16 protein-coding genes, 2 tRNA genes, 1 other RNA gene and 1 pseudogene are annotated in these 25,983 nt (G+C 58.5%); 12 read left to right on the top strand and 8 right to left on the bottom strand.

Translation table 11 applies throughout. The features are described from left to right. The first annotated feature begins 2 nt into the window (after positions 1 to 2). Genes nirB through ACERY3_RS09130 form a run of 3 tightly spaced genes read left to right on the top strand, consistent with a single transcriptional unit; the run spans position 3 to position 7,965 of the window. On the top strand, positions 3 to 3,989 hold the full coding sequence (gene nirB / locus ACERY3_RS09140) for a nitrite reductase large subunit NirB (RefSeq protein WP_373225495.1): 3,987 nt from the start codon (positions 3 to 5) through the stop codon (positions 3,987 to 3,989). Then, positions 3,986 to 6,511 (top strand): molybdopterin-dependent oxidoreductase, encoded by a 2,526-nt coding sequence (locus tag ACERY3_RS09135; protein ID WP_373225494.1) that lies wholly within the window; start codon positions 3,986 to 3,988, stop codon positions 6,509 to 6,511. Before nirB ends, ACERY3_RS09135 begins: the two co-directional genes overlap by 4 nt. Positions 6,512 to 6,558: 47 nt before the next feature. After that, the gene (locus ACERY3_RS09130; protein ID WP_373225493.1) at positions 6,559 to 7,965 is read left to right on the top strand and encodes a YchO/YchP family invasin; all 1,407 of its coding nucleotides are present in this window, start codon (positions 6,559 to 6,561) and stop codon (positions 7,963 to 7,965) included. A 3-nt stretch (positions 7,966 to 7,968) separates the two neighbouring features. On the opposite strand, the gene narL is transcribed toward ACERY3_RS09130, so the two are convergent. Both narL and narX read right to left on the bottom strand, forming a co-directional pair. Next, complete coding sequence (gene narL / locus ACERY3_RS09125) at positions 7,969 to 8,619, bottom strand: two-component system response regulator NarL (RefSeq protein ID WP_008499531.1); 651 nt, start codon at positions 8,617 to 8,619, stop codon at positions 7,969 to 7,971. Next, entirely contained in the window at positions 8,612 to 10,408 is a 1,797-nt protein-coding gene (gene narX, locus ACERY3_RS09120) for a nitrate/nitrite two-component system sensor histidine kinase NarX (protein ID WP_033145766.1), read from the bottom strand. The genes narL and narX overlap by 8 nt, the downstream gene beginning before the upstream one ends. 309 nt (positions 10,409 to 10,717) lie before the next feature. Here narX and ACERY3_RS09115 point away from each other — a divergent pair, with 309 nt between their 5' ends. The 5 genes from ACERY3_RS09115 to narI all read left to right on the top strand — a co-directional run bounded on the left by ACERY3_RS09115 (position 10,718) and on the right by narI (position 19,155). Continuing rightward, the gene (locus ACERY3_RS09115; RefSeq protein ID WP_033145765.1) at positions 10,718 to 12,115 is read left to right on the top strand and encodes a NarK family nitrate/nitrite MFS transporter; all 1,398 of its coding nucleotides are present in this window, start codon (positions 10,718 to 10,720) and stop codon (positions 12,113 to 12,115) included. A gap of 380 nt (positions 12,116 to 12,495) precedes the next feature. Further along, complete coding sequence (locus ACERY3_RS09110; RefSeq protein ID WP_058841341.1) at positions 12,496 to 16,239, top strand: nitrate reductase subunit alpha; 3,744 nt, start codon at positions 12,496 to 12,498, stop codon at positions 16,237 to 16,239. After that, a complete protein-coding gene (gene narH, locus ACERY3_RS09105; protein WP_039263580.1) occupies positions 16,236 to 17,771 on the top strand; it encodes a nitrate reductase subunit beta in 1,536 nt (511 codons plus the stop codon). The genes ACERY3_RS09110 and narH overlap by 4 nt, the downstream gene beginning before the upstream one ends. Then, positions 17,768 to 18,478, top strand: a complete 711-nt coding sequence (narJ, locus tag ACERY3_RS09100) for a nitrate reductase molybdenum cofactor assembly chaperone (RefSeq protein WP_047741766.1) — start codon at positions 17,768 to 17,770, stop codon at positions 18,476 to 18,478. The genes narH and narJ overlap by 4 nt, the downstream gene beginning before the upstream one ends. After that, complete coding sequence (gene narI / locus ACERY3_RS09095; RefSeq protein WP_023312107.1) at positions 18,478 to 19,155, top strand: respiratory nitrate reductase subunit gamma; 678 nt, start codon at positions 18,478 to 18,480, stop codon at positions 19,153 to 19,155. The genes narJ and narI overlap by 1 nt, the downstream gene beginning before the upstream one ends. On the opposite strand, the pseudogene ACERY3_RS09090 reads toward narI, so the two are convergent. After that, positions 19,152 to 20,047: pseudogene (locus ACERY3_RS09090) on the bottom strand (DMT family transporter). The gene narI and the pseudogene ACERY3_RS09090 overlap by 4 nt on opposite strands. Before the next feature lie 108 nt (positions 20,048 to 20,155). Here ACERY3_RS09090 and ACERY3_RS09085 point away from each other — a divergent pair. Further along, positions 20,156 to 20,599 (top strand): Lrp/AsnC family transcriptional regulator, encoded by a 444-nt coding sequence (locus ACERY3_RS09085; RefSeq protein ID WP_029740417.1) that lies wholly within the window; start codon positions 20,156 to 20,158, stop codon positions 20,597 to 20,599. A 115-nt stretch (positions 20,600 to 20,714) separates the two neighbouring features. On the opposite strand, the gene ACERY3_RS09080 is transcribed toward ACERY3_RS09085, so the two are convergent. From ACERY3_RS09080 to ACERY3_RS09060, 5 genes are all read right to left on the bottom strand, one after another. Beyond that, a non-coding RNA gene (locus tag ACERY3_RS09080) (RtT sRNA) lies at positions 20,715 to 20,845 on the bottom strand. 45 nt (positions 20,846 to 20,890) lie between these two features. Beyond that, a tRNA-Tyr gene (locus tag ACERY3_RS09075) sits at positions 20,891 to 20,975 on the bottom strand. A 35-nt stretch (positions 20,976 to 21,010) separates the two neighbouring features. Next, a tRNA-Tyr gene (locus ACERY3_RS09070) sits at positions 21,011 to 21,095 on the bottom strand. Between the two features lie 158 nt (positions 21,096 to 21,253). After that, positions 21,254 to 22,096 carry a formyltetrahydrofolate deformylase gene (gene purU / locus ACERY3_RS09065; RefSeq protein WP_023312104.1) on the bottom strand — a complete coding sequence of 281 codons (843 nt, stop codon included), beginning with the start codon at positions 22,094 to 22,096 and terminating at the stop codon, positions 21,254 to 21,256. A gap of 46 nt (positions 22,097 to 22,142) precedes the next feature. Next, positions 22,143 to 22,601 carry a YchJ family protein gene (locus tag ACERY3_RS09060; protein WP_045888025.1) on the bottom strand — a complete coding sequence of 153 codons (459 nt, stop codon included), beginning with the start codon at positions 22,599 to 22,601 and terminating at the stop codon, positions 22,143 to 22,145. Between the two features lie 114 nt (positions 22,602 to 22,715). Here ACERY3_RS09060 and rssA point away from each other — a divergent pair, with 114 nt between their 5' ends. From rssA to galU, 3 genes are all read left to right on the top strand, one after another. Continuing rightward, a complete protein-coding gene (gene rssA / locus ACERY3_RS09055; protein ID WP_023312102.1) occupies positions 22,716 to 23,618 on the top strand; it encodes a patatin-like phospholipase RssA in 903 nt (300 codons plus the stop codon). Between the two features lie 91 nt (positions 23,619 to 23,709). Next, the gene (rssB, locus tag ACERY3_RS09050; RefSeq protein WP_033145760.1) at positions 23,710 to 24,723 is read left to right on the top strand and encodes a two-component system response regulator RssB; all 1,014 of its coding nucleotides are present in this window, start codon (positions 23,710 to 23,712) and stop codon (positions 24,721 to 24,723) included. 200 nt (positions 24,724 to 24,923) lie between these two features. Next, the gene (galU, locus tag ACERY3_RS09045; protein WP_008502780.1) at positions 24,924 to 25,832 is read left to right on the top strand and encodes a UTP--glucose-1-phosphate uridylyltransferase GalU; all 909 of its coding nucleotides are present in this window, start codon (positions 24,924 to 24,926) and stop codon (positions 25,830 to 25,832) included. The last annotated feature ends 151 nt before the right edge of the window (positions 25,833 to 25,983 follow it).

Genomic DNA, 25,983 nt, shown 5'->3' with positions numbered 1-25,983 from the left:
TGATGCGACTGGTCATTATCGGAAATGGCATGGCGGCCACGCGGCTGATTGCCGCGCTCACCGGGCGTGCTGCCGGTCGTTTCGCTATCACCGTCATCGGTGACGAGCCGGAGCATGCCTATAACCGCATCCAGCTTTCGCCGGTCCTGGGCGGTGAAAAGCAGGCTGCAGACATCTGTCTGCAGGATGACGACTGGTACCAGTCGCGCGGCGTGACGGTGCTGCGGGGTGAAAAGGCGATCGCCGTGAACGTGGACGCGCGGGAAGTGCAAACCACCGCCCGCACGCTGGGCTGGGACGCGCTGGTGTTTGCCACCGGATCAACGCCCTTTATTCCGCCAATCCCCGGCTGCGATGCGCCGCATGTGTTCACGTTCCGCACCCTGGAGGATACCCGTGCCATTCGGACGATCGCCGGTCCGGCGGTGGTGCTGGGCGGCGGCGTGCTCGGGGTTGAGACGGCGGCAGCGCTGGCGCGCTCAGGTGACAACGTCACGTTGGTTCATCGCGGTCCGTGGCTGATGGAGCAGCAGCTGGATCGGCAGGCGGGAATGCTGCTGGAAGAGACGCTGGCGGCGCGGGGCGTGCGCTGTGAGCTCGCCTCGGGCATCGCAGCGGTGAGCGGGAATAGCGTGACGCTGCTCAACGGGCGCCGCGTCGTCGCCGCTCGCGTGGTGCTGGCGACCGGCGTGCAGCCCAGCGTCGCGCTGGCGCAGGCCAGCGGCATTCGCTGCGCGCGCGGCATCGTGGTGGATCACCAGATGCAAACCTCCGAACCGAACGTCTACGCCATCGGCGAGTGCTGCGAAATTGACGGGAAGACGTTTGGCCTGGTCGCCCCCTGCCTGGGGCAGGCGGAAATCCTGGCCGCGCGGCTGGCCGGGGACGCCACCGCGCCGTTTACCCTGACCGACAGCGGGATGCGCCTCAAGGTCACCGGCGTGGAGCTGTTCAGCCTCGGCCGTGCGGCGGAGCAGGAGGGCGACGTGGTCTGGAGCGCATGGGATCCGCTGACCCGTCACTATCGTCGTTTATTGATCCATCAGGGGGCGCTGGCTGGCGCGCTGCTGATGGGCGACTGCCGCAGCGCGGCAACGTTTACCGATTTACTGGCAACGGCTGCGCCCGCCCACGCGGACTGGCTGTTCGATCGTTTCACTACGCAACCGCAGGTTGCAGGACAGAATGCTATGACAAAACCTACTCTGGTGGTGGTTGGGCACGGTATGGTCGGCCATCATTTCCTCGAAGACTGCGTTAAGCGCAATCTGCATCAGCAGTATCAGATCGTCGTCTTTGGCGAGGAGCGCTATGCCGCCTACGACCGCGTGCATTTGTCGGAATATTTTGGCGGCCGCAGCGCGGCGTCGCTCTCGCTGGTGGAGGGGGATTTCTTTGCCGACAGCGGCATTGAGCTGCGCCTGTCGCAGCAGATCGTCGGCATCGACCGCGACGCGCGCGTGGTGCGTACCGCCAGCGGGCATGAGACCCACTGGGACAAGCTGGTGCTGGCGACCGGCTCATACCCGTTCGTTCCGCCCGTGCCGGGCAACGATTTGCCGGGCTGTTTTGTCTACCGCACCCTTGACGACCTGGACAACATTGCTGCACATGCGGCTGGCTCGCGCCGCGGCGTGGTGATTGGCGGCGGCCTGCTCGGACTGGAGGCGGCGAATGCCCTGAAGCAGCTCGGGCTGGAAACCCACGTGGTGGAGTTTGCGCCCAACCTGATGGCGGTCCAGCTCGACAACGACGGCGCGGCGATGCTGCGCAAGAAAATCGAGGCGCTGGGCGTCGGCGTTCACACCAGTAAAGCCACGACGGAGATCGCCACCGCGGACGGCGGGCTGGTGCTGCGCTTTGCCGATGGCGAACAGCTGGAAACGGACATGGTGGTCTTTTCGGCGGGCATCCGTCCGCAGGACGCGCTGGCGCGCAGCAGCGGGCTGGCTATCGGCGAACGCGGCGGGATCTGCATTGACGACGGCTGCCAGACCTCCGATCCGGACGTGCTGGCCATCGGCGAATGCGCCCTGTGGGAGGGGAAAATCTTCGGTCTGGTCGCGCCCGGCTATCAGATGGCGCGCGTGGCCGCCGCCGCGCTGGCGGGAGAGGATAAAACCTTCACCGGCGCGGATATGAGCACTAAGCTCAAGCTGCTCGGCGTGGACGTGGCCTCGTTCGGCGACGCCCACGGGCGCACCCCGGGGGCGCTGAGCTACCAGTGGACGCACGGCCCGCAGCAAATCTACAAGAAAATCGTGGTCAGCCACGACGGCAAAACGCTGCTCGGCGGCGTGCTGGTGGGCGATGCCAGCGAATACGCCACGCTGGTGCAGATGATGCTTAACGGCATCAGCCTGCCGAAAGAGCCGGAAACGCTCATTTTACCCGCGTCGTCAGGCAGCGCGCCAAAAGCGCTCGGCGTGGCGGCGCTGCCGGAAAGCGCGCAGATCTGTTCGTGTCATAACGTCAGTAAAGGCGATATTTGCCGGGCGGTGAGCGCGGGCGCGGCGGATATCGGCGCCGTTAAGCAGTGCACCAAAGCGGCGACCGGCTGCGGCGGATGTAGTGCACTGGTGAAGCAGGTGATGGAGTTCCAGCTGGCGGAGCAGGGCGTGGAGGTGAAAAAGGACATCTGCGAGCACTTCCCGTACTCGCGCCAGGAGATTTACCACCTCGTGCGCGTCAACCATATCCGCACCTTTGACCAGCTTATCAGCCGCTACGGACAGGGGCACGGATGCGAGATCTGCAAGCCGCTGGTGGGATCGGTGCTCGCCTCCTGCTGGAACGAGTATCTGCTGAAACCGGCGCACCTGCCGCTGCAGGATACCAACGACCGCTACTTCGCCAACATCCAGAAGGACGGCACATACTCCATCGTGCCGCGCATGCCCGCAGGGGAAGTGACTGCCGACGGGCTGATTGCCATCGGGCAGATTGCGAAACGCTACAGCCTGTACAGCAAAATTACCGGCGGGCAGCGTATCGATCTTTTCGGCGCCACCCTGGAACAGCTGCCGGCAATCTGGCAGGCGCTGGTGGAGGCCGGGTTTGAAACCGGACACGCCTACGGGAAATCCCTGCGCACGGTGAAATCCTGCGTCGGCTCGACCTGGTGCCGCTACGGCGTGCAGGACTCCACCGGCCTCGCGGTCCGGCTGGAGCACCGCTACAAGGGCCTGCGCGCGCCGCACAAAATCAAAATGGCGGTCTCAGGCTGCACCCGCGAGTGCGCGGAGGCGCAGAGCAAAGACGTGGGGGTGATTGCCACCGATAAGGGCTGGAACCTCTATCTGTGCGGCAACGGCGGGATGAAGCCGCGCCACGCGGATCTCTTCGCCAGCGATCTGGACGACGAAACGCTGATCCGCACCGTCGACCGTTTCCTGATGTTTTACATCCGCACGGCGGATCGCCTGCAGCGCACCAGCACCTGGATGGACAACCTGGAAGGCGGCCTCGACTATCTGCGGGAGGTGATCCTCAACGACAGCCTCGGCATCGCCCACGAGCTGGAGCAGGAGATGGCCCGGGTGGTGGAAACCTACCAGTGCGAATGGCAAACCACGCTCAGCGATCCCAGCCGCCTGGCGCTGTTCCGCACGACGGTGAACCAGACCGCGCCGGATGAAAGCAAGCGCTGGCAGGAAATTTGCGGCATCGACGATATCCCCGAGCAGGCGGGCATCGGCGCGCGGCTTGGACGTAAGCCGATTGCGCTGTTCCGCTTTGGCAAAACCGTTTACGCCCTCGACGATCGGGAGCCGGGCGGCGATGCGAACGTGCTTTCACGAGGCATTCTTGGCGATGCGGCGGGCGAGCCTGTGGTAATTTCACCGCTCTACAAGCAGCGCATTCGCCTGCGCGACGGCTGTCAGGTAGAGAACGGCGAACCCGCGGTGCGCGCCTGGCCGGTGAAAATTGAAAACGGCAAGGTGTGGGTTGGCAGCGACGCCCTGGTAATGCGTGCGGAGGCCTCATGACGGAAACCCGGACAACGTGCCCCTACTGCGGGGTGGGCTGCGGCGTGATCGTCCGCGTGCAAGGTGAAGCGGTCAGCGTTCGGGGAGATGAAACCCATCCTGCGAACCTGGGTCGCCTGTGCGTGAAAGGATCGGCTCTGGGGGAGACCACGGGCTTACAGGGGCGGCTTTTGCGCCCGGTCGTTGACGGCCTTGAGGTGGACTGGGCGCAGGCGCTGAGCGCGGCAGGAGAGCGCCTGCGGGAGATTATCGATAAATGGGGGCCGCAGGCGGTGGCGTTTTACGCCTCCGGCCAGCTGTTGACCGAGGATTACTATGCCGCCAACAAGCTGATGAAAGGGTTTATCGGCGCGGCAAACATCGATACCAACTCCCGGCTCTGTATGTCCTCGGCGGTGGTGGGCTACAAGCGCGCCTTTGGCGAAGACGTGGTGCCGTGCGGCTACGAGGATATGGAAAACAGCGATCTGGTGGTGCTGGCTGGTTCGAACGCGGCCTGGACGCATCCGGTGCTCTACCAGCGGCTGGTGCAGGCGAAGCACGACAACCCGCAGATGAAGGTGGTGGTAATCGATCCCCGCAGAACCGCCACCTGTGATATTGCCGATCTGCATCTGGCGCTCGCCCCCGGCAGCGACGCCGGGCTGTTTGTCGGTCTGCTTAATGTGATTCAGGGAACGGATGAGTGGCCCGTTGAGCGCGTGGCGGCGTTTTGCGGCCTCTCGCCGCAGGATATAGGCACCTTTTATGACTGGTTTATGACGGCGCCCCGGGCCATCACGCTCTACACCATGGGGATAAACCAGTCCACCTGCGGCAGCGACAAGTGTAACGCCATCATTAACGTTCATCTTGCCAGCGGGAAGTTCAACCGTCCGGGCTGCGGCCCTTTTTCGCTGACCGGACAGCCAAACGCGATGGGGGGAAGGGAAGTGGGCGGGCTGGCGAACCAGCTGGCGGCGCACATGAACTTTGAGCCGGACGATCTCTCGCGGGTGGCGCGTTTCTGGGGAACGGAACGGCTGGCGCAGACGCCGGGCCTGATGGCGGTGGAGCTGTTTGACGCCATTGCCCGCGGCGAGGTGAAGGCGGTGTGGATCATGGGCACTAACCCTGCCGTGTCGCTGCCCGACAGCCACGCGGTGTGTCAGGCGCTGGCGAGCTGCCCGCTGGTGATGGTTTCTGAGGTGATGAAGGATACCGATACCAGCCGGTTCGCCCATATCCGTTTTCCGGCGCTGGGCTGGGGGGAGAAGGACGGGACGGTGACAAACTCGGAACGCCGCATTTCGCGCCAGCGCGCGTTTCTGCCCGCGCCGGGCGAAGCGAAGCCGGACTGGTGGATCGTCGCGCAGATGGCGAAACGGCTGGGCTACGGCGAGGCCTTTGCCTGGCAACATCCGCACGAGATTTTTTGCGAACATGCGGCGCTGACGGCCTTTGAAAATGACGGCGCGCGGGCATTGAATCTTCATGAACTGGCTGCGCTAACCCGTGAGGAGTGGGATCAGCTTGAGCCTTATCAGTGGCCGACAGGGAGTTTTCCGCGCCGAAACATCGTTCCCGTTAACCCTCTGTCGCACGGCGCGACGGTCAGCGCGTTATACCTGCTGATTCTCAACTCGGGGCGCATCCGCGATCAGTGGCATACCATGACCCGAACGGGATACGTGGCGAGGCTGATGCAGCATATCGCCGAACCGTTTGTTGAGGTTGGCCCGGCAGACGCCGTTCGTTTTTCCCTGTGCGACGGCCAGCTGGCGCGCATCAGCTCGCCGCGCGGCGTGATGGTGGCAAGAGTGCGAATCAGCGACGGGATACGGGAAGGCGAGGCGTTTGCCCCGATGCACTGGAACGCCGGGTTTGCCCGCCAGGGAAAGGTGAATGCGCTGGTGGAAGGGCGCTGCGATCCGGTTTCGGGCCAGCCGGAGAGTAAACAAACCGCCGTCAGGATCCTGCCCTGGCAGCCCGCCTGGCAGGGGGAACTCTATGCCCGGGAATGGCCGGAAATGCCCTCTTCGGCTTACTGGTGGCGTAAAGCCTCACGCCTGACGGTGGCGGGCGATCAACCGCTACTGCCGTGGGTAATGGAATACGCCAGCGACCGGGGCTGGCAGCTGCAGGTTGCGCAAACCGGCGAACGCAGCAGCGTGCTGGCCTGGCATGAAGGCCAGCTGATGCTGGGCTTCTGGGAGGGTACCGCGTTACCGGCGCTGGCGCATGCGGTGATTGAAGCCGCTTTTCAATCCCCACCCGTGCTTCTCGCAGAACGCCACGCCTTGTTGAACGGGCAGAGCGTCGGGGAGGCGGCGGATCCGGGACGCATCATCTGCAGCTGTTTCAGCGTCGGGGAGAATGCGATACGGGAGGCGATCGTCGGCGGGTGTGATTCCGTCACCGCGCTGGGGGCGACGCTGCGCTGCGGTACGAACTGTGGCTCCTGCGTGCCGGAGCTGAAAGGGCTGTTTCAGGATAATCCTGAAATGTCCGCCAGGACTGCATTTCAAGGCTTATCGCGTTAACATAATAAGAGTTTATTCATTAACACAGGTTCTTATTTACGACGTTGATGGCTGTATCGTCCCGCATTCGTTTGCTGTTATTACTCTCCCTTGTTACGGTCGGAGCCGTTCACGGTGCGCCGAATTCCTTTATCCAGCAGGCGCAAAATCCCTTTGATAATAACGGGGATAGTTTGCCCGACCTCGGCATGGCGGCACCAACGGGCGAGGGGGAAAAACACCTGGCCGAAATGGCGAAAGCCTTCGGTGAAGCCAGCATGACCGACAACGGCCTGACAACGGGCGAGCAGGCGCGTCAGTTTGCGTTTGGCCAGGTGCGCGACGCGGTGAGCGGCGAAGTGAACCAGCAGATTGAGTCCTGGCTTTCGCCCTGGGGGTACGCCAGCGTGAACCTACTGGTGGATAACGATGGCAAATTTAACGGCAGCAGCGGGAGCTGGTTTATCCCCTGGAACGATAACAACCGTTATCTGAGCTGGAGCCAGCTTGGCCTGACCCAGCAGACGGATGGCCTGGTCAGTAACGCAGGAATCGGTCAGCGCTGGATCGCCGGGAAATGGCTGCTGGGTTACAACACATTTTACGATAACCTGCTGGATGAAAACCTGCAGCGTGCCGGGCTGGGCGCGGAAGCGTGGGGGGAAAATCTGCGCCTGTCAGCCAACTATTATCAGCCCTTTGCCGGCTGGCGCGATCGCTCCGACGTCCAGGAGCAGCGCATGGCGCGCGGCTATGACGTCACCGCTAAAGCCTGGCTGCCGTGGTTCCATCATCTCAATACCAGCGTCAGCTTCGAGCAATACTTCGGCGATAACGTCGACCTCTTCAACAGCGGAACCGGCTATCACAATCCCGTAGCGGTGAATCTGGGGCTTAACTATACCCCCGTGCCGCTGGTCACCCTGACCGCCGCGCACAAGCAGGGCGAAAGCGGCGAGAGCCAGAATAACCTCGGGCTGAAGCTCAACTATCGCTTTGGCGTGCCGCTGGTAAAGCAGCTTTCCGCCGGTGAAGTCGCCGCCACGCGCTCCCTGCGCGGAAGCCGCTACGACTCGCCGGAGCGCAATAGCCTGCCGGTGATGGAGTTCCGCCAGCGTAAAACGCTGTCCGTGTGGCTGGCAACGCCGCCGTGGGATCTCAAAGGGGGCGAGACCGTTATGCTGAAGCTTCAGGTTCGCAGCGCGCACGGCATTCGTGAGATCCACTGGCAGGGGGATACGCAGGCGCTGAGCCTGACGTCGCCGTCCAAAAGCAACAGCAGCGACGGCTGGAGTGTAATTATGCCTGCCTGGGATGACAGTGAAGGGGCGACAAACCGCTGGCACCTGTCGGCGGTGGTGGAAGATGAGAAAGGCCAGCGCGTCTCGTCCAATGAGATCGTGCTGACCGTCGTGCAGCCGCTGGTCGCATTGCCGGACAACGACCCGCGCTGGAAGCTTCTGCCGGAGGAGTAATCCTTAAAAAATGCGTTCCTGATGCACCCACACCGCGGCTTCAACGCGGGATTTGAGCTTCATTTTCTTCAGCATATGCTTCACGTGCACTTTGACCGTGCTTTCGGTGATGTCCAGGCGGCGGGCGATCATCTTGTTCGGCAGCCCCTGGGCAATAAGTTTGAGAATATCGCGCTCGCGCGGGGTTAACTGGCTGACGTCGCGGTCAGAGGTGGCGCGATTGGCGCGGAGGCTGGCGGCGAGAACCGGCGTTAAGGCTTCGCTGAGAACCATCTCGCCCGCCGCGGCCTGCTGCAGCGCCTTAAGCAAGTCTTCCGGCTCCATATCCTTGAGCAGATAACCATCCGCCCCGCGCTTCAGCGCCGTGACCACATCCTCTTCATGGTTCGATACGCTAAAGACGACGATGCGCCCGGAAAGTGATTTTTCCCGCAGCTTGTCGAGGGTTTCCAGACCGTTCATGCCGGGCATATTCAGATCGAGCAGGATCAGATCGGGATCGAGGGATTCGGCAAGCTCAATGCCCTGTTCCCCGTTGCTGGCTTCGCCAACCACGGTGATATCGGGCGCCATGCTGACCAGCTGTTTCACGCCAGTACGCAGCATCGGATGGTCGTCGATCAACAGGATGGATGCCGGTTCCTGATTAGTCATGGGTTTCTCCTTGAGCAGTTGTAAGCGGTTTCTCGGGAATAAAGGTGACCACGACTTCCGTGCCACCCGTCTCTCTCCGGCGAACCTGGCAATCACCGCGCAGGCTTTGGGCGCGGTCTCGCATAATAATTAAACCATAGTGGTTAGTGCGTTCGGCATTTTCCGGCACGCCGCGGCCGTTGTCGTGAACCGTGAGCTTCACCTGATTGCTGTGCTGGCTGACGGTGACCGTTACCGCCGTCGCGCCGGAATGCTTAAGCACGTTGCTCAGCGCTTCACGGGCGATCTGCAGTACATGTATGGCCTGGTGGGAGGGGACAAACCGCGGCGGCAGCTGGTAGTCCAGCTTCACCGGGAACCCCAGCCGGGCGCTAAATTCGTGACAGCTGGCCTCCAGCGCCGGACGCAGGCCCGGCTCGGTCAGCTGCAGACGGAAGGTGGTCAGCAGCTCGCGAAGCTGTATCCAGGAGGTGTTCAGCTCGTTGCGGATCTGGCTGAGCAGCTGCTTGTTGCTTTCGGGCATCTCCGCATCCTGCATCTGCAGGCAGCTCACCTGCATTTTCATACAGGAGAGCGACTGGGCGATCGAGTCGTGAAGCTCGCGGGCGATGGTCGCGCGCTCTTCCATGACGATCAGCTGCTGCTGCTTTTCCTGATGTCTGTCGAGCGCCAGCGTGGCCGTTAGCTGTTCGACCAGCGTATCGACCAGCTGCTGCTGGTCGTGGCTCAGGTGACGCCCGGCTGGCAGCGTTGCCAGCAGAATACCGTACTGGGTGTGGCTGTCGGTCAGGCGCCACTTCAGGGTAGTGCCGCCGGACGTCAGCGGCGGCAGGCCGCGAGGGCAAAGATGGCAGCCTTTGTCATCGCAGGACATATCCGACTGGCAGGTAAATTCCTGATGGTTATCTTCGTCTTCCACGTCGTAGACGCGCAGCTCAAGGTCGTGAAGCAGGGTCAGATTTTGCAGGCCGTTCAGCACCGGAGAGAGGCGTTCGCATAGCGGCACCTGCATGTGCAGACGCCGGTTGGCCTGCCACAGGAAGGAGAGGATCTCGTTTTTCTGCTCCAGTCCGGCCGTTTTTTCCTGAACGCGCTGTTCCAGCACCGCGTAGCTCTCGGAGAGCTCTGCAGACATAGTGTTGAGCGCCTGGCCGAGCATGGCCATCTCGTTGCGCCCGCTGATGTGCGTGCGCTGGGTAAAATCACGTGCGGTCACCGCGCGGGCCATTGCCAGCAGCTGTTTCCACGGGTTCAGCAGCCGCGCACGAAGCCAGACGATGGTGAAGATCAGCAGCAGCCCCATAAACAGCGCCATCGCGCGGTGCACCATCACCACCCGATCGATGCGGAGTTCGGTGGTTTGGTCGAAAGAGGAGACCAGCGCATCGATGCGTGAGACGAACCCCGCCACGTCCTGCGCAACGGTTTCCGTGCTGCGCGCCTGTTTCAGCCCGGGCTCCAGCTGGGTGTGCCAGTAGCCCTGAAGGGCTTTAAGCTGATATTGCTGACCGGCGCGGATAGCGGCGTTTTCCAGTTCGGGGCTGAAGACCGTGCGCTCCATTTCATCAATCAGGGGCCGATCGTCCTGCGTCAGGGGAACCGACGCCAGCAGGCGATAACTCTGCATGCGTAGCGAGCCTGCCTCGTTGATGGCATGCGCATTACCCTGTACTCCCTGTACCAGCCAGCCGGAGATCGCCATGCCGGTCACGCCGATGGCGGTGGACAGCAAAACGATAAGGGCTAGCTGATTCACGAGCGTCAGCGGAGATAAACATCTTTTTAACATAGAGGTGGCGTGCTCCTGACGTGGCCTGCTTGCAGGAATGGCGCTATTCTGGTGCATACCCTGGAGTATACCCATACCAATAAAGGATTACCCCTAAATTGCCAACGGAGTAGAGGGAAGGAGGTGGGGGTAGCCAGGAACCCTCAGTGCCGTGAAAAACCACGTCTTTTTTACCGAATTAGCCTACTCACTAAGGGTGAGGCCTTATTTTGCGCCGCAAAACCTCCCACTTTTCCTTTGATTTATATCAACTTACCGCCGCCCTAAAACCCTAATGTTTGCAGCATCATTCGAGAATCAGAGGTGTCTATGAGTCACTCATCCGCTCCCGAAAGGGAAAATGGTGCCGTTATTACAGACTGGCGTCCAGAGGATCCGGCGTTCTGGCAACAGCGCGGCCATCGTGTAGCCAGCCGGAATCTGTGGATTTCCGTGCCGTGTTTGTTATTAGCGTTTTGCGTATGGATGTTGTTTAGCGCGGTGGCGGTCAACCTGCCCAAAGTCGGGTTTACGTTTACGACCGATCAGCTGTTTATGCTGACCGCGCTGCCGTCGCTGTCAGGCGCGCTGCTGCGTGTACCTTACGCGTTTATGGTGCCGGTGTTTGGTGGTCGTCGCTGGACGGCGTTCAGTACGGGCATCATGATCGTCCCCTGCGTCTGGCTCGGCTTCGCGGTGCAGGATACCTCTACGCCGTTCAGCGTGTTCGTGATTATCTCCCTGCTGTGCGGTTTTGCGGGTGCGAACTTCGCCTCCAGCATGGCGAACATCAGCTTCTTCTTCCCGAAAGCGAAGCAGGGCGGCGCGCTGGGCATTAACGGCGGCCTGGGGAACATGGGCGTCAGCGTGATGCAGCTCATTGCCCCGCTGGCGATCTCGGTCTCCATTTTTGCGGCCTTTGGCGGCGGTGGCGTTGAGCAGGCGGATGGTTCTTCCCTCTATCTGCAAAACGCCGCCTGGATCTGGGTGCCTTTCCTGGTGGTCTTCACCCTGGCAGCCTGGTTCTTTATGAATGACCTGTCCGCGTCGAAGGCTTCGCTGAGCGAACAGCTGCCGGTGCTGAAGCGTGGACACCTCTGGGTGATGGCGCTGCTGTATCTGGCCACCTTCGGTTCGTTTATCGGCTTCTCTGCGGGCTTCGCGATGCTGTCGAAAACGCAGTTCCCGGAGATTCAGATCCTGCACTTTGCCTTCTTCGGACCGTTTATCGGTGCCCTGGCGCGTTCGCTGGGCGGCATGGTTTCTGACCGTCTCGGCGGTACCCGCGTGACGCTGGTGAACTTCGTCGTGATGGCGGTCTTCTGCGCGCTGCTGTTCCTCACTCTGCCCGTCGACGGGCAGGGCGGTAACTTCATCGCCTTCTTCGGCGTGTTTATGGTGCTGTTCCTGACGGCCGGTCTGGGGAGTGCCTCTACCTTCCAGATGATCTCCGTGATCTTCCGTAAGCTGACGATGGATCGCGTGAAGGCGCAGGGCGGGAGCGAAGAGCAGGCCATGCGCGAAGCGGCGACGGATACGGCTGCGGCGCTGGGCTTTATCTCTGCCATCGGCGCGATTGGCGGCTTCTTTATCCCGAAAGCGTTCGGTATCTCTCTGGACCTGACCGGCTCACCGGCCGGTGCCATGAAAGTCTTTCTCGTCTTCTATATCGCCTGCGTTGTGATTACGTGGCTGGTATATGGCCGAAATACCAAGAAAAATAAGTAAGTGTGATTATCCGTTTACGCGGCCTTCGGGCCGCGTTTTTTTTGCCAGCATAATAGTTACAACATACTTACGGCTTTTACGGCAGACGCCTGCGGCGGCACTGCGATCGCCATCGCTTTGCAGGTGGCTCTACCCCTTAATACCTGAGATGTTAAATGTTGACTGACTTTTTGTACGATAAAATAAAAATAACTCTATATTTCATGATGATATGAAATTTTTGAAGATACCGCTTTGGTGGTATTTGGTGTAACCCCTCCCCTGAAAGTCCCTCCTCGTCTTGATCGTTATCAATTCTCCCCCTCTTTCAGGGCGTTACCTTCGCTGCAAATCAGCAATGTCGATTTAGAGAGCCACAGGCTCCACACAGGAGATACCCGATGAGCAAATTTTTGGACCGGTTTCGCTACTTCAAACAGAAGGGTGAAACTTTTGCCGATGGGCACGGCCAGGTTCTGGATACCAACCGGGACTGGGAAGACGGTTACCGCCAGCGCTGGCAGCATGACAAAGTCGTCCGTTCGACCCACGGCGTGAACTGTACCGGCTCATGCAGCTGGAAGATTTTCGTTAAAAACGGTCTGGTGACCTGGGAAATGCAGCAGACCGACTATCCGCGCACCCGCCCGGATATGCCAAACCACGAACCGCGCGGTTGCCCGCGCGGTGCCAGCTACTCCTGGTATCTCTACAGCGCCAACCGTCTGAAATACCCGCTGATGCGCAAGCGCCTGATGAAAATGTGGCGTGAGGCGAAAGTGCAGCACAGCGATCCGGTGGATGCCTGGGCGTCCATCATCGAAGACGCTGACAAAGCAAAAAGCTTCAAGCAGGCTCGCGGTCGCGGTGGTTTCGTTCGCTCCTCGTGGAAAGAGGTAAACGAGCTGATTGCCGCCTCCAACGTCTACACCGTCAAAACCTACGGTCCTGACCGCGTGGCGGGCTTCTCGCCTATCCCGGCGATGTCGATGGTCTCTTACGCCTCCGGGGCGCGCTATCTTTCGCTGATCGGCGGTACCTGCCTGAGCTTCTACGACTGGTACTGCGACCTGCCGCCTGCGTCTCCGCAGACCTGGGGCGAGCAGACCGACGTGCCGGAATCCGCGGACTGGTATAACTCCAGCTACATCATCGCCTGGGGCTCTAACGTTCCTCAGACGCGTACGCCGGACGCGCACTTCTTTACCGAAGTCCGTTACAAAGGCACCAAAACCGTGGCGGTGACCCCTGACTACGCGGAAATCGCCAAGCTTTGCGATCTGTGGCTGGCGCCGAAACAGGGTACCGACGCGGCGATGGCGATGGCGATGGGCCACGTCATGCTGCGTGAATTCCATCTTGATAAGCCAAGCCAGTACTTCACCGACTACGTTCGCCGCTACACCGACATGCCGATGCTGGTCATGCTGGAAGAGCGTGAGGGCTACTATGCCGCGGGCCGCACGCTGCGCGCAGCCGATCTGGTGGATTCGCTGGGCCAGGAAAACAACCCTGAGTGGAAAACCGTTGCGTATAACAGCAACGGCGAGCTGGTGGCGCCAAACGGCTCTATCGGCTTCCGCTGGGGCGAGAAGGGCAAATGGAACCTTGAGCAACGCAACGGCACCACCGGCGAAGAGACGGAGCTGCGCCTGAGCATGCTGGGTAGCCAGGACGAGATCGCTGAAGTCGGGTTCCCGTACTTCGGTGGTGAAGGTTCAGAGCACTTCAACAAGGTTGAACTGAAAAACATTCTGATGCACAAACTGCCGGTTAAGCGCCTGCAGCTGGCCGACGGTTCTACCGCGCTGGTCACCACCGTTTATGACCTGACCATGGCGAACTACGGTCTGGAGCGCGGTCTGGGCGATGAAAACTGCGCAACCGGCTATGACGACGTGAAGGCCTACACCCCGGCCTGGGCGGAACAGATTACCGGCGTGCCTCGCGCGCACATTACCCGTATCGCACGTGAGTTCGCTGAAAACGCGGACAAAACGCACGGCCGTTCGATGATCATCGTCGGCGCGGGTCTGAACCACTGGTATCACCTCGATATGAACTATCGCGGTCTGATCAACATGCTGATCTTCTGCGGCTGCGTCGGTCAGAGCGGCGGCGGCTGGGCACACTACGTCGGCCAGGAAAAACTGCGTCCGCAGACCGGCTGGCAGCCGCTGGCGTTTGCCCTCGACTGGCAGCGTCCGGCACGCCATATGAACAGCACCTCCTACTTCTATAACCACTCCAGCCAGTGGCGCTACGAAACGGTCACCGCGCAGGAGCTGCTGTCGCCGATGGCGGATAAATCCCGCTACAGCGGCCACCTGATTGACTTCAACGTGCGTGCTGAACGCATGGGCTGGCTGCCGTCGGCGCCGCAGCTGGGCACTAACCCGCTGCGCATTGCGGAAGCGGCGAAGCAGGCGGGCATGTCACCGGTGGATTACACCGTGAAATCCCTGAAGGATGGCTCAATCCGCTTCGCGGCTGAACAGCCGGAGAACGGTAAAAACCATCCGCGTAACCTGTTCATCTGGCGCTCCAACCTGCTGGGCTCGTCCGGTAAAGGCCACGAGTACATGCTGAAATACCTGCTCGGTACCGAAAACGGTATCCAGGGGAAAGATCTCGGCAAGCAGGGCGGCGTGAAGCCGGAAGAGGTGGAATGGAAAGATAACGGCCTCGACGGCAAGTTGGATCTGGTGGTGACGCTCGACTTCCGTCTGTCCAGCACCTGCCTGTACTCCGACATCGTGCTGCCAACCGCGACCTGGTACGAAAAAGACGACATGAATACCTCGGATATGCATCCGTTTATTCATCCGCTGTCTGCGGCCGTTGACCCGGCGTGGGAATCGAAAAGCGACTGGGATATCTACAAAGACATCGCGAAGAAATTCTCCGAAGTCTGCGTAGGGCACCTCGGCAAAGAGACCGACGTGGTGACGCTGCCAATCCAGCACGACTCCGCCGCCGAACTGGCGCAGCCGCTGGACGTGAAGGACTGGAAAAAAGGCGAATGCGACCTGATCCCGGGCGTAACCGCGCCGCACATTATTCCGGTTGAACGCGACTATCCGGCAACCTACGAGCGCTTTACCTCTATCGGCCCGCTGATGGAGAAAATCGGTAACGGTGGGAAGGGGATCGCCTGGAACACCCAGAGCGAAATGGATCTGCTGCGCAAGCTCAACTACACCAAAGCGGACGGCCCGGCGAAAGGCCAGCCGATGCTAAACACGGCGATTGATGCGGCAGAGATGATCCTGACCCTGGCCCCGGAAACCAACGGCCACGTTGCGGTGAAAGCCTGGGCGGCGCTGAGCGAGTTCACCGGCCGCGACCATACGCACCTGGCGACGAATAAAGAGGAAGAGAAAATCCGCTTCCGCGATATTCAGGCGCAGCCGCGCAAGATTATCTCCAGCCCGACCTGGTCTGGCCTGGAAGATGAGCACGTGTCCTATAACGCGGGCTACACCAACGTTCACGAGCTGATCCCATGGCGCACCCTGTCAGGCCGTCAGTCGCTGTATCAGGATCACCAGTGGATGCGCGACTTCGGTGAAAGCCTGCTGGTCTACCGTCCGCCAATCGACACCCGCTCCGTGAAAGCGGTGATGGGTGCGAAATCGAACGGTAACCCAGAGAAGGCGCTGAACTTCCTGACGCCGCACCAGAAGTGGGGCATTCACTCCACCTACAGCGACAACCTGCTGATGCTGACCCTGTCGCGCGGCGGTCCGATTGTCTGGATGAGCGAAACGGACGCCAAAGATCTGGGTATCGAAGATAACGACTGGATCGAAGTGTTCAACAGCAACGGTGCCCTGACGGCGCGTGCGGTCGTGAGCCAGCGCGTACCGGCCGGGATGACCATGATGTACCACGCGCAGGAACGTATCGTTAACCTGCCGGGGTCAGAAATTACCGAGCAGCGCGGCGGGATCCACAACTCCGTGACCCGCATTACGCCGAAGCCGACCCACATGATCGGTGGCTATGCGCAGCTGGCCTACGGCTTTAACTACTACGGCACCGTAGGATCGAACCGCGATGAGTTCGTGGTGGTACGTAAGATGAAGAATATTAACTGGTTAGACGGCGAAGGTAATGACCAGGTACAGGAGAGCGTAAAATGAAAATTCGTTCACAAGTCGGCATGGTGCTGAATCTGGATAAATGCATCGGCTGTCATACCTGCTCGGTCACCTGTAAAAACGTCTGGACCAGCCGCGAAGGTATGGAATATGCCTGGTTCAACAACGTCGAAAGCAAGCCGGGCACCGGCTTCCCGACCGACTGGGAAAACCAGGAGAAGTGGAAGGGCGGCTGGATCCGTAAAATCAACGGCAAGCTGCAGCCGCGCATGGGTAACCGCGCGATGCTGCTGGGTAAAATCTTCGCTAACCCGCACCTGCCGGGCATCGACGATTACTACGAGCCGTTTGACTACGACTACCAGAACCTGCACAACGCGCCGGAAAGCAAACACCAGCCGATCGCCCGTCCGCGCTCGCTGATCACCGGTCAGCGCATGGACAAGATCACCAGCGGTCCAAACTGGGAAGAGATTCTGGGCGGCGAGTTCGAGAAGCGCGCCAAAGACCAGAACTTCGAGAACATGCAGAAGGCGATGTACGGTCAGTTTGAAAACACCTTCATGATGTATCTGCCGCGCCTGTGCGAGCACTGCCTCAACCCGGCGTGCGTGGCGACCTGCCCGAGCGGCGCCATCTACAAGCGTGAAGAAGATGGCATCGTGCTGATCGACCAGGACAAGTGCCGCGGCTGGCGTATGTGCATCACCGGCTGCCCGTACAAAAAAATCTACTTCAACTGGAAGAGCGGCAAGTCTGAGAAGTGCATCTTCTGCTATCCGCGTATCGAAGCCGGAATGCCGACCGTCTGCTCAGAAAGCTGCGTAGGCCGTATTCGCTACCTCGGCGTGCTGCTGTATGACGCGGACGCGATTGAAAATGCCGCGAGCACCGAGCACGAGAAAGATCTGTATCAGCGTCAGCTGGACGTGTTCCTCGATCCGAACGATCCGAAGGTGATTGAGCAGGCGCTGAAAGACGGCGTGCCGCAGAGCGTGATTGACGCGGCGCAGCAGTCACCGGTGTACAAAATGGCGATGGACTGGAAGCTTGCGCTGCCGCTGCACCCGGAATACCGCACCCTGCCGATGGTCTGGTACGTGCCGCCGCTGTCGCCGATTCAGTCCGCGGCTGACGCGGGCGAACTGGGCAGCAACGGCATCCTGCCGGACGTGGAAAGCCTGCGTATTCCGGTTCAGTACCTGGCGAACCTGTTGACCGCAGGGGATACCCAGCCGGTACTGCTCGCGCTGAAGCGTATGCTGGCGATGCGTCACTTCAAACGCGCGGAAACCGTAGACGGCGTGATCGATACCCGCGCGCTGGAAGAGGTTGGTCTGACCGAAGCGCAGGCGCAGGAGATGTACCGCTATCTGGCGATTGCCAACTACGAAGACCGTTTCGTGGTGCCGAGCAGCCACCGCGAGCTGGCGCGTGAAGCCTTCCCGGAAAAAAATGGCTGTGGCTTTACCTTTGGCGACGGTTGCCACGGGTCAGACAGCAAATTCAACCTGTTCAACAGCCGCCGCATCGATGCCATGGATGTGACCAGCAAAACGGAGCCGCACCAATGATTGAACTCGTCATTGTTTCGCGTCTGCTCGAGTACCCGGATGCTGCGCTTGCGCAGCATCAGCAGGAACTCTTTGATGCACTCGCGTCATCTGAAAACCTGGATAAAGACGATGCCCAGCGGCTTGGCGTTTTCCTCCGCGATCTGTTAGCGCGCGATCTCCTGGACGCGCAGGCGGACTACAGCCAGCTGTTTGACCGCGGGCGTGCTACGTCGCTGCTGCTGTTTGAACACGTGCACGGCGAGTCCCGTGACCGCGGTCAGGCGATGGTGGACCTGATGGCCCAGTATGAACAGCACGGCCTGCAGCTCGACAGCCGCGAGCTGCCGGATCATCTGCCGCTGTATCTGGAGTACCTGGCGCAGCTGCCGAAAGAAGAGGCGCTGGGCGGTCTGCAGGATATCGCGCCGATCCTGGCGCTGCTCGGCGCGCGTCTTCAGCAGCGCGAGAGCCGCTATGCTGTTCTGTTCGATCTGCTGGTGAAGCTGGCCAACGCCTCGGTCGACAGTGAAAAAGTGGCGGAGAAAATTGCGGATGAAGCCCGCGACGATACCCCACAGGCGCTCGATGCGGTCTGGGAAGAAGAGCAGGTGAAATTCTTTGCTGACCAGAACTGCGGCGAGTCTGAAATCTCCGCTCACCAGCGTCGTTTTGCCGGCGCGGTTGCCCCGCAATATTTGAATATCTCTAACGGAGGACGGCACTAATGCACTTCCTGAATATGTTCTTCTTTGACATTTACCCGTATATCGCGGGCACCGTGTTCCTGGTGGGAAGCTGGCTGCGTTACGACTACGGCCAGTACACCTGGCGTGCCGCCTCCAGCCAGATGCTGGATCGCAAAGGGATGCATGTGGGCTCTAACCTGTTCCACATCGGTATTCTGGGGATTTTTGCCGGTCACTTCCTGGGGATGCTGACGCCGCACTGGATGTATGAAGCGTGGCTACCGATCGAGGTGAAGCAGAAGATGGCGATGATCGCCGGCGGTGCCTGCGGCGTGATGACTCTGGTGGGGGGCCTGCTGCTGCTGAAACGTCGTCTGTTCAGCCCGCGCGTGCGTGCGACCACGACCGCAGCGGATATTCTGATCCTCTCCCTGCTGATGGTGCAGTGCGCGCTGGGCCTGCTGACCATTCCGTTCTCGGCGCAGCATATGGACGGGAGCGAAATGATGAAGCTCGTCGGCTGGGCGCAGTCCGTGGTGACCTTCCACGGTGGAGCCTCCGCGCACCTGGACGGCGTAGCGTTTATCTTCCGCGTTCACCTGGTGCTGGGGATGACGCTGTTTGTGCTGTTCCCGTTCTCTCGTCTGGTGCATATCTGGAGCGCGCCGGTGGAGTACCTGACGCGCAAATACCAGATTGTGCGCGCCCGTCGCTAATTCGCCGTTTTGATACCAACCCCGCACTCGCGGGGTTTTTTTCGCCCCAGCCAAGGTTATTGCCCGCGGCAGCAAACAGGATCAGAGCGCCGCCCGCCAGCTGCGTCAGGTTCAGCGAGTGTCCAAACACCAGATTATCGACAACGATCGCCACCACCGGATAGATAAACGACAGGGAGCCGGTAATGGGCGTAGGCAGCTTCTGGATCGCGCTGTAGAGCAGCTGGTACATAATGCCTGTATGGACGATGCCCAGCGTCAGCAGGATCGGCCAGGGAAAATCACCGGAAAATGACGGCATGCTGGCAAACGGCAAAAGCATCACGACGCCCGTCAGCACCTGGATAAAGGCAATATGCTGCGGCGCAACGGATCTGAGCTTGCGGGCAATAATGGCCGTGACCGCATAGAAGAAAGCCGCGGCCATCGCCAGGCCGATTCCGGCGAGCCATTCACTGCCGTGCGCGCCGGTCAGCTCGCTGGAGAGCAAGATCACCACGCCGCCGAAGGCGAGGAACAGCCAGCCCCATTTCACCAGGCTAACGCGTTCACCTAAAAACATCCCCATCAGGACCAGCATAAACGGCTGGGTGTTATAGACCACGGTAGAAAGACCAATCGAGATCCGTTCATAGGCCGCGAAGAGCAGCAGCCAGTTCACCACGAGCGCTACGCCGCCGAGAATGGCCAGCAGCAGCGTGGTGCGGGTGAGGGGACTGAAGGGCTTTTGACTTGCCCGGATAAAAATAAAAAGCGCTATTGCCCCGATAAGACAGCGCCAGAACACCACTTCCGTCACCGGCAGACCGCTGAGTAATACAAACGCACCGATAGAGCCGGAAATTAACATCGCCAGGCTCATTTGCCAGACGCCTTTATGGAAATCACGCATCATCCACCTCCTGATTGTATAACGCTATTGTCGAAAATCGCTGTCGGGTTTTACAGGGATGAGATAAGGTGAAATGCAATGATGGCTTTTTAAAATTAGGTGAAAACGATGGAATACCTTCTCGATGATATCGACCGTCAAATTTTAGCCTGTCTGGTCGAAGATGCGCGCATGTCTTTGAAGGTGCTCAGCGGACGCATCGGTCTGACTTCCCCCAGCACGGCAGAACGCCTGAAGAGGCTGGAAGAGCGCGGTGTGATTCAGGGGTATGGCGCACGGGTGAATCTGGCGGCGCTGGGGTATACGCTGCAGGCGCTGGTGCGCGTGCGGCCTTTGCCGGGGTTGTTGCATAAGGTGGATAAATACATTCAGGCGATGCCGGAGTGTATCGAGAGCGACAAAGTCACCGGGGAGGATTGCTTTGTGATTAGGCTGGTGGTGCGATCGATAGAGCAGCTGGATGTGCTGCTGGACGGCCTGGCGGAGCATGCCCAGTGCAATACGTCGATTGTGAAGAGTTCGCCGGTGAAGCGTCGTTTGCCGCCGATGTAGGCTTCTGTCTTCTGTCTTCTGTCTTCTGTCGCCGGGTGGCGGCTGCGCCTTACCCGGCCTACAAAGGCGGATTCGGTTCAGTTTTATAATGATTTTTTGGATTATTTGAAAGTGATGGTGGTGGGGGAAGGATTACTCGGCGCGTTGCGCCTCGCCCTTCGGGTCGTTGCCTGCGGCAACGCTTTCTCGCTACGCTCGAATCGAACCTTAGTCGAAGCTTCTCATCCTTCCCCGTTACGGAAATACATGATGCCTGGTGCAAAAAGGAGGTTTGGAGTTATTTGAAAGTGATGGTGGTGGGGGAAGGATTCGAACCTTCGAAGTCGATGACGGCAGATTTACAGTCTGCTCCCTTTGGCCGCTCGGGAACCCCACCAGGGGTAATTCAAATTTTGATGTCGTGCTGAGAGATGGTGGTGGGGGAAGGATTCGAACCTTCGAAGTCGATGACGGCAGATTTACAGTCTGCTCCCTTTGGCCGCTCGGGAACCCCACCACGGGGTAATGCTTTTTGACTTACCTGCTTCCTGCTGGAAGCGGGGCGCATCATATCAAATGAGGCGCCCCTGTAAAGCATTCCTTTAGGTAAATGAAGCTGTTTGCCTGCTTTTTATCCGTAAAGGCGCAAAGCTAATCAATTCATTTTCCGAAAGATTAAAGAATGATGGTTCTGTTGCCGTAGACAAAGACACGCTGCGCCAGCACCTGATACAGCGCACGACTGAGCACGTTCTTCTCAACGTCACGCCCTGCACGCATCATGTCCTCGGCCGTGTAGGTGTGGTCCACGTGAATCACGTCCTGCATGATGATTGGGCCTTCGTCCAGGTTGTCATTCACATAGTGCGCGGTCGCACCGATGATCTTCACGCCGCGCTCGTAGGCCTGGTGGTAGGGACGCGCGCCAATAAAGGCCGGCAGGAACGAGTGGTGAATGTTGATGATCTTGTTCGGGAAACGCGCCACGAAGGATGGCGTTAACACGCGCATGTATTTCGCCAGCACCACGTAGTCCGGGTTATGCGCTTCAATGGCCTGCGCCATCAGATCGTCGTGTTCTTCACGGGTATGGCCTTCGTGGCTCACCAGCTCGAATGGAATATCAAAACGCTCGACCAGCGTGCGCAGCGTCTCATGGTTGCCAATAACGGCAGCTATTTCCACGTCCAGACCGCCGTAGTTTGCTTTCATCAGCAGGTCGCCCAGACAGTGTGCTTCTTTGGTTACCAGGATCACGATGCGGCGTCGACCGGCTGGGGTCAACTCGCGCACGGAACCTTCCGGAAGCGCGCTGTCGAGATCGGCAAGCAGGGTGGTGTCGTTGAAAATACCTTCGAGTTCGGTACGCATAAAGAAGCGGCCGGTACGGTGGTCAACGAACTCGTTGTTCTGCACGATATTCAGTTCATGTTTGTAGCAAATGTTGGTAATTCGTGCGATCAGTCCTTTTTGATCGGGACAGATGGTGCGCAGAACTTTACGTTGTAATGATTGCATCGCCGGGAAATCCTGTTTGTATTTGCGAAGTCTGGGTTGTCAGGCATTACTGCCCGCAACACTTTTTAAATTTTTTACCTGAACCACACGGGCAGGGATCGTTACGACCAAACTGTGGGCGCGTTCCGTCAATATAATACCACTGCCCGCTTTCCTTTAAGAACCGGGAACGCTCGATAATGGCACCAGGTTTATTATTCTCGGTAAAACGAGCGACAAAGCTGACGTAACCTTCATCCACATGACTGCCCGTTGAGGATTCATAGACGGTAAGGCCGAGCCACTGCGTGTTCGCGAAGCCGGCTTCGATGTCCTGTCTGAATTCGGCAGCGTGGCAGGAGGGATGCCAGGTTTTAATCAGGTAGTCTGCGTCTTTGATCACAAAAGCGGTGTAACGTGAACGCATGAGGTGTGACGGGTCTGGTGCAACCTGATCGCCAGACAGATATCGCTGGCAACATAGGCTATACTCCAGAGCGCTACCACAAGGGCAGAGTTGAGACACGATTCTCTTCCTGGAACAAATAATAAAGGCGTAAAACGCTTCGGGTAGCACTATGTTAACTGAGCTGTTGCGTTGACGCTATGTCAGGAATCCAGGGGAAGTAAAACAGGGCTAATGAGAAAGGTTAAAATTGGACTGGCGCTGGGCTCAGGTGCAGCCCGGGGATGGTCACACATCGGCGTGATTAATGCCTTAAACAAGATGGGCATTAACGTAGATATTGTCGCAGGTTGTTCAATAGGATCGCTTGTCGGCTCCGCCTACGCGTGCGGGAAGCTTCCGGAACTCGAGACCTGGGTGCGTTCCTTCAGTTACTGGGACGTCCTGCGTCTGATGGACCTCTCGTGGCAGCGTGGTGGGCTGTTGCGCGGCGAACGCGTCTTTAACCAGTTCCGCCAGGTTATGCCTCTCGAAGACTTCACTGATTGTCAGATGCCCTTTGGCGCCGTCGCGACGAACCTCAGCACGGGACGCGAACTCTGGCTAACCGAAGGGGATATCCATCTTGCCGTGCGCGCCTCCTGCAGCATGCCGGGGCTTATGGCGCCTGTCCCACACAACGGTTACTGGCTTGTCGACGGTGGCGTTGTAAACCCGGTTCCCATCTCTCTGACCCGTGCAATGGGGGCGGATATCGTAATTGCCGTCGACCTGCAGCACGACGCCCACCTGATGCAACAGGACCTCATGCCGGTCAATCTCCAGAGCGAAGATGCCGAGGGCGAGAAACTGGCCTGGCATGAGCGCCTGCGCGGTAGAATCGGGCGTATGGCCGCGCGACGCTCGGTTGCCGCGCCGACGGCGATAGAAATCATGACCACGTCAATCCAGGTACTGGAGAATCGCCTTAAGCGCAATCGTATGGCAGGCGATCCGCCAGATATTCTTATTCAGCCTTACTGTCCGCAAATCTCTACTCTTGATTTCCATCGGGCTGAGGCCGCCATCGCAGCGGGCTCGTTAGCCGTCGAAAAGAAAATGGACGAATTGTTGCCTTTTGTGCAAACAGCACGTTAAGCACCTTTTTTTGACTACTTCAGCAAAATCTGACAGGCGATAGTGCCGATCGCATGCCACTATTTAGTTACTGTCAGCCAGGGGAGGAACCATGACGCAGCCATTGGCCGGAAAACACATTTTGATTGTTGAAGACGAGCCCGTTTTCCGATCGCTACTGGATTCGTGGTTATCCTCGCTGGGAGCAATCACTTCACTGGCTGAAGATGGTATCGACGCCCTGGAAAAAATGATCAGCATTACGCCCGATTTAATGATTTGCGACATTGAGATGCCGCGCATGAATGGGCTGAAGCTGGTTGAACATCTGCGTAACGAAGGCAACCAGACGCCGATTCTGGTGATCTCTGCCACAGAGAATATGGCGGATATCGCCAAAGCATTGCGACTCGGTGTCCAGGATATTCTGCTTAAACCGGTCAAGGATCTGAACCGGCTGCGAGAAACGGTCTTAGCGTGCCTGTATCCGAATATGTTTAATTCCCGGGTAGAGGAAGAGGAGCGTCTTTTCCAGGACTGGGATGCCCTGGTGAGTGACCCTCCTGCTGCGGCGAAGCTGTTGCAAGAACTTCAGCCACCCGTACAGCAAACTATTTCACACTGCCGCGTAAATTATCGTCAGCTGGTAGCGGCTGACCAGCCGGGACTGGTACTGGATATCGCACCTTTATCTGATTCCGACCTTGCGTTTTATTCTCTGGATGTCACCCGGGCAGGGGATAATGGCGTATTAGCCGCGTTACTTCTTCGCGCGCTTTTTAATGGTTTGCTGCAGGAACAGTTATCGCATCAGGGACAACGGCTGCCGGAGTTAGGCAGTTTGCTCAAACAGGTAAACCAGCTTTTTCGCCAGGCTAATTTGCCCGGACAGTTCCCGCTGCTGGTCGGCTATTACCACAGCGGTTTAAAGAATCTGATCCTCGTTTCAGCAGGTCTCAACGCTTCACTGAATACCGGTGAACATCATATTCAGGTGAGTAACGGTGTTCCGCTTGGGACATTGGGTACGGCGTATCTTAATCAAATTAGCCACCGCTGTTCCTCCTGGCAGTGCCAAATTTGGGGCGCCGGGGGACGGCTACGCTTAATGTTGTCCACGGAATAAGCAATTGGATCTTAATTTTAAGATTGCTTTACCTGTGTTTTACGGGGAGTGCTACTATCGCTGCCCAGATTCATGCGTATTTGTCCTAATTGATCGGCAACGCGTTCTTTTCAGACCCGGACTGCGGGGTGAGGCTGATATACTCAACGCGTTATTTATTGCATAAAAGTTCAAAACTTGAACAGCTCAGGAGAATTTGAATGGCTGCCCTAAATTCGAAAGTCAGAAAGGCCGTCATCCCGGTAGCGGGATTGGGGACCAGGATGTTACCAGCAACTAAGGCAATTCCTAAAGAGATGCTGCCTCTGGTTGATAAGCCATTAATCCAGTATGTCGTTAATGAATGTATCGCAGCCGGCATCACTGAAATTGTGCTGGTTACGCATTCATCAAAAAACTCTATCGAAAACCATTTCGATACAAGCTTTGAACTTGAAGCCATGCTGGAAAAACGTGTTAAGCGTCAGCTGTTAGAAGAAGTTCAGTCTATTTGCCCGCCACACGTTACCATTATGCAGGTTCGTCAGGGCCTGGCTAAAGGTCTGGGCCACGCTGTGATGTGTGCACATCCTGTTGTAGGTGATGAGCCTGTAGCGGTAATTCTGCCTGACGTAATTCTGGACGAATACGAATCCGATCTTTCTCAGGATAACCTGGCAGAGATGATCAAACGTTTCGACGAAACCGGTAGCAGCCAGATTATGGTTGAGCCTGTTGAAGACGTGACGGCATACGGTGTGGTTGACTGCAAAGGCGTTAACCTTGAGCCGGGCGAAAGCGTGCCAATGGTTGGCGTGGTAGAGAAGCCTAAAGCCGACGTAGCGCCTTCAAACCTGGCTGTTGTAGGTCGCTATGTTCTGAGCGCTGAAATCTGGCCTCTGCTGGCGAAAACGCCTCCAGGAGCGGGTGATGAGATTCAGCTGACGGATGCCATTGATATGCTGATCGAGAAAGAGACCGTTGAGGCTTACCATATGAAAGGTAAGAGCCATGACTGCGGTAATAAGCTTGGTTATATGCAGGCGTTCGTTGAATATGGTATTCGTCACAATACTCTTGGTGAAGAATTTAAAACCTGGCTCAAAGAGAGCGTAGGTATTAAGAAATAAGCCACGGTTAGATATGTCCGAAACCGGTGAGGCGCTGCCCACCGGTTTTTTTATGCCCTAAACACTTCCAAAACCTGTCTCAAAGTACAGTTATTAAAATTGCCAAATAATGCTTTATGACAGAGTGTAAGGGGATGTTTGCGACAAATTT

The sequence above is a fragment of the Enterobacter cloacae complex sp. ESBL7 genome, from assembly GCF_041679625.1.
Lineage (GTDB): Bacteria > Pseudomonadota > Gammaproteobacteria > Enterobacterales > Enterobacteriaceae > Enterobacter > Enterobacter asburiae_B.
This window is presented reverse-complemented; position numbering and strand designations above follow the sequence as displayed.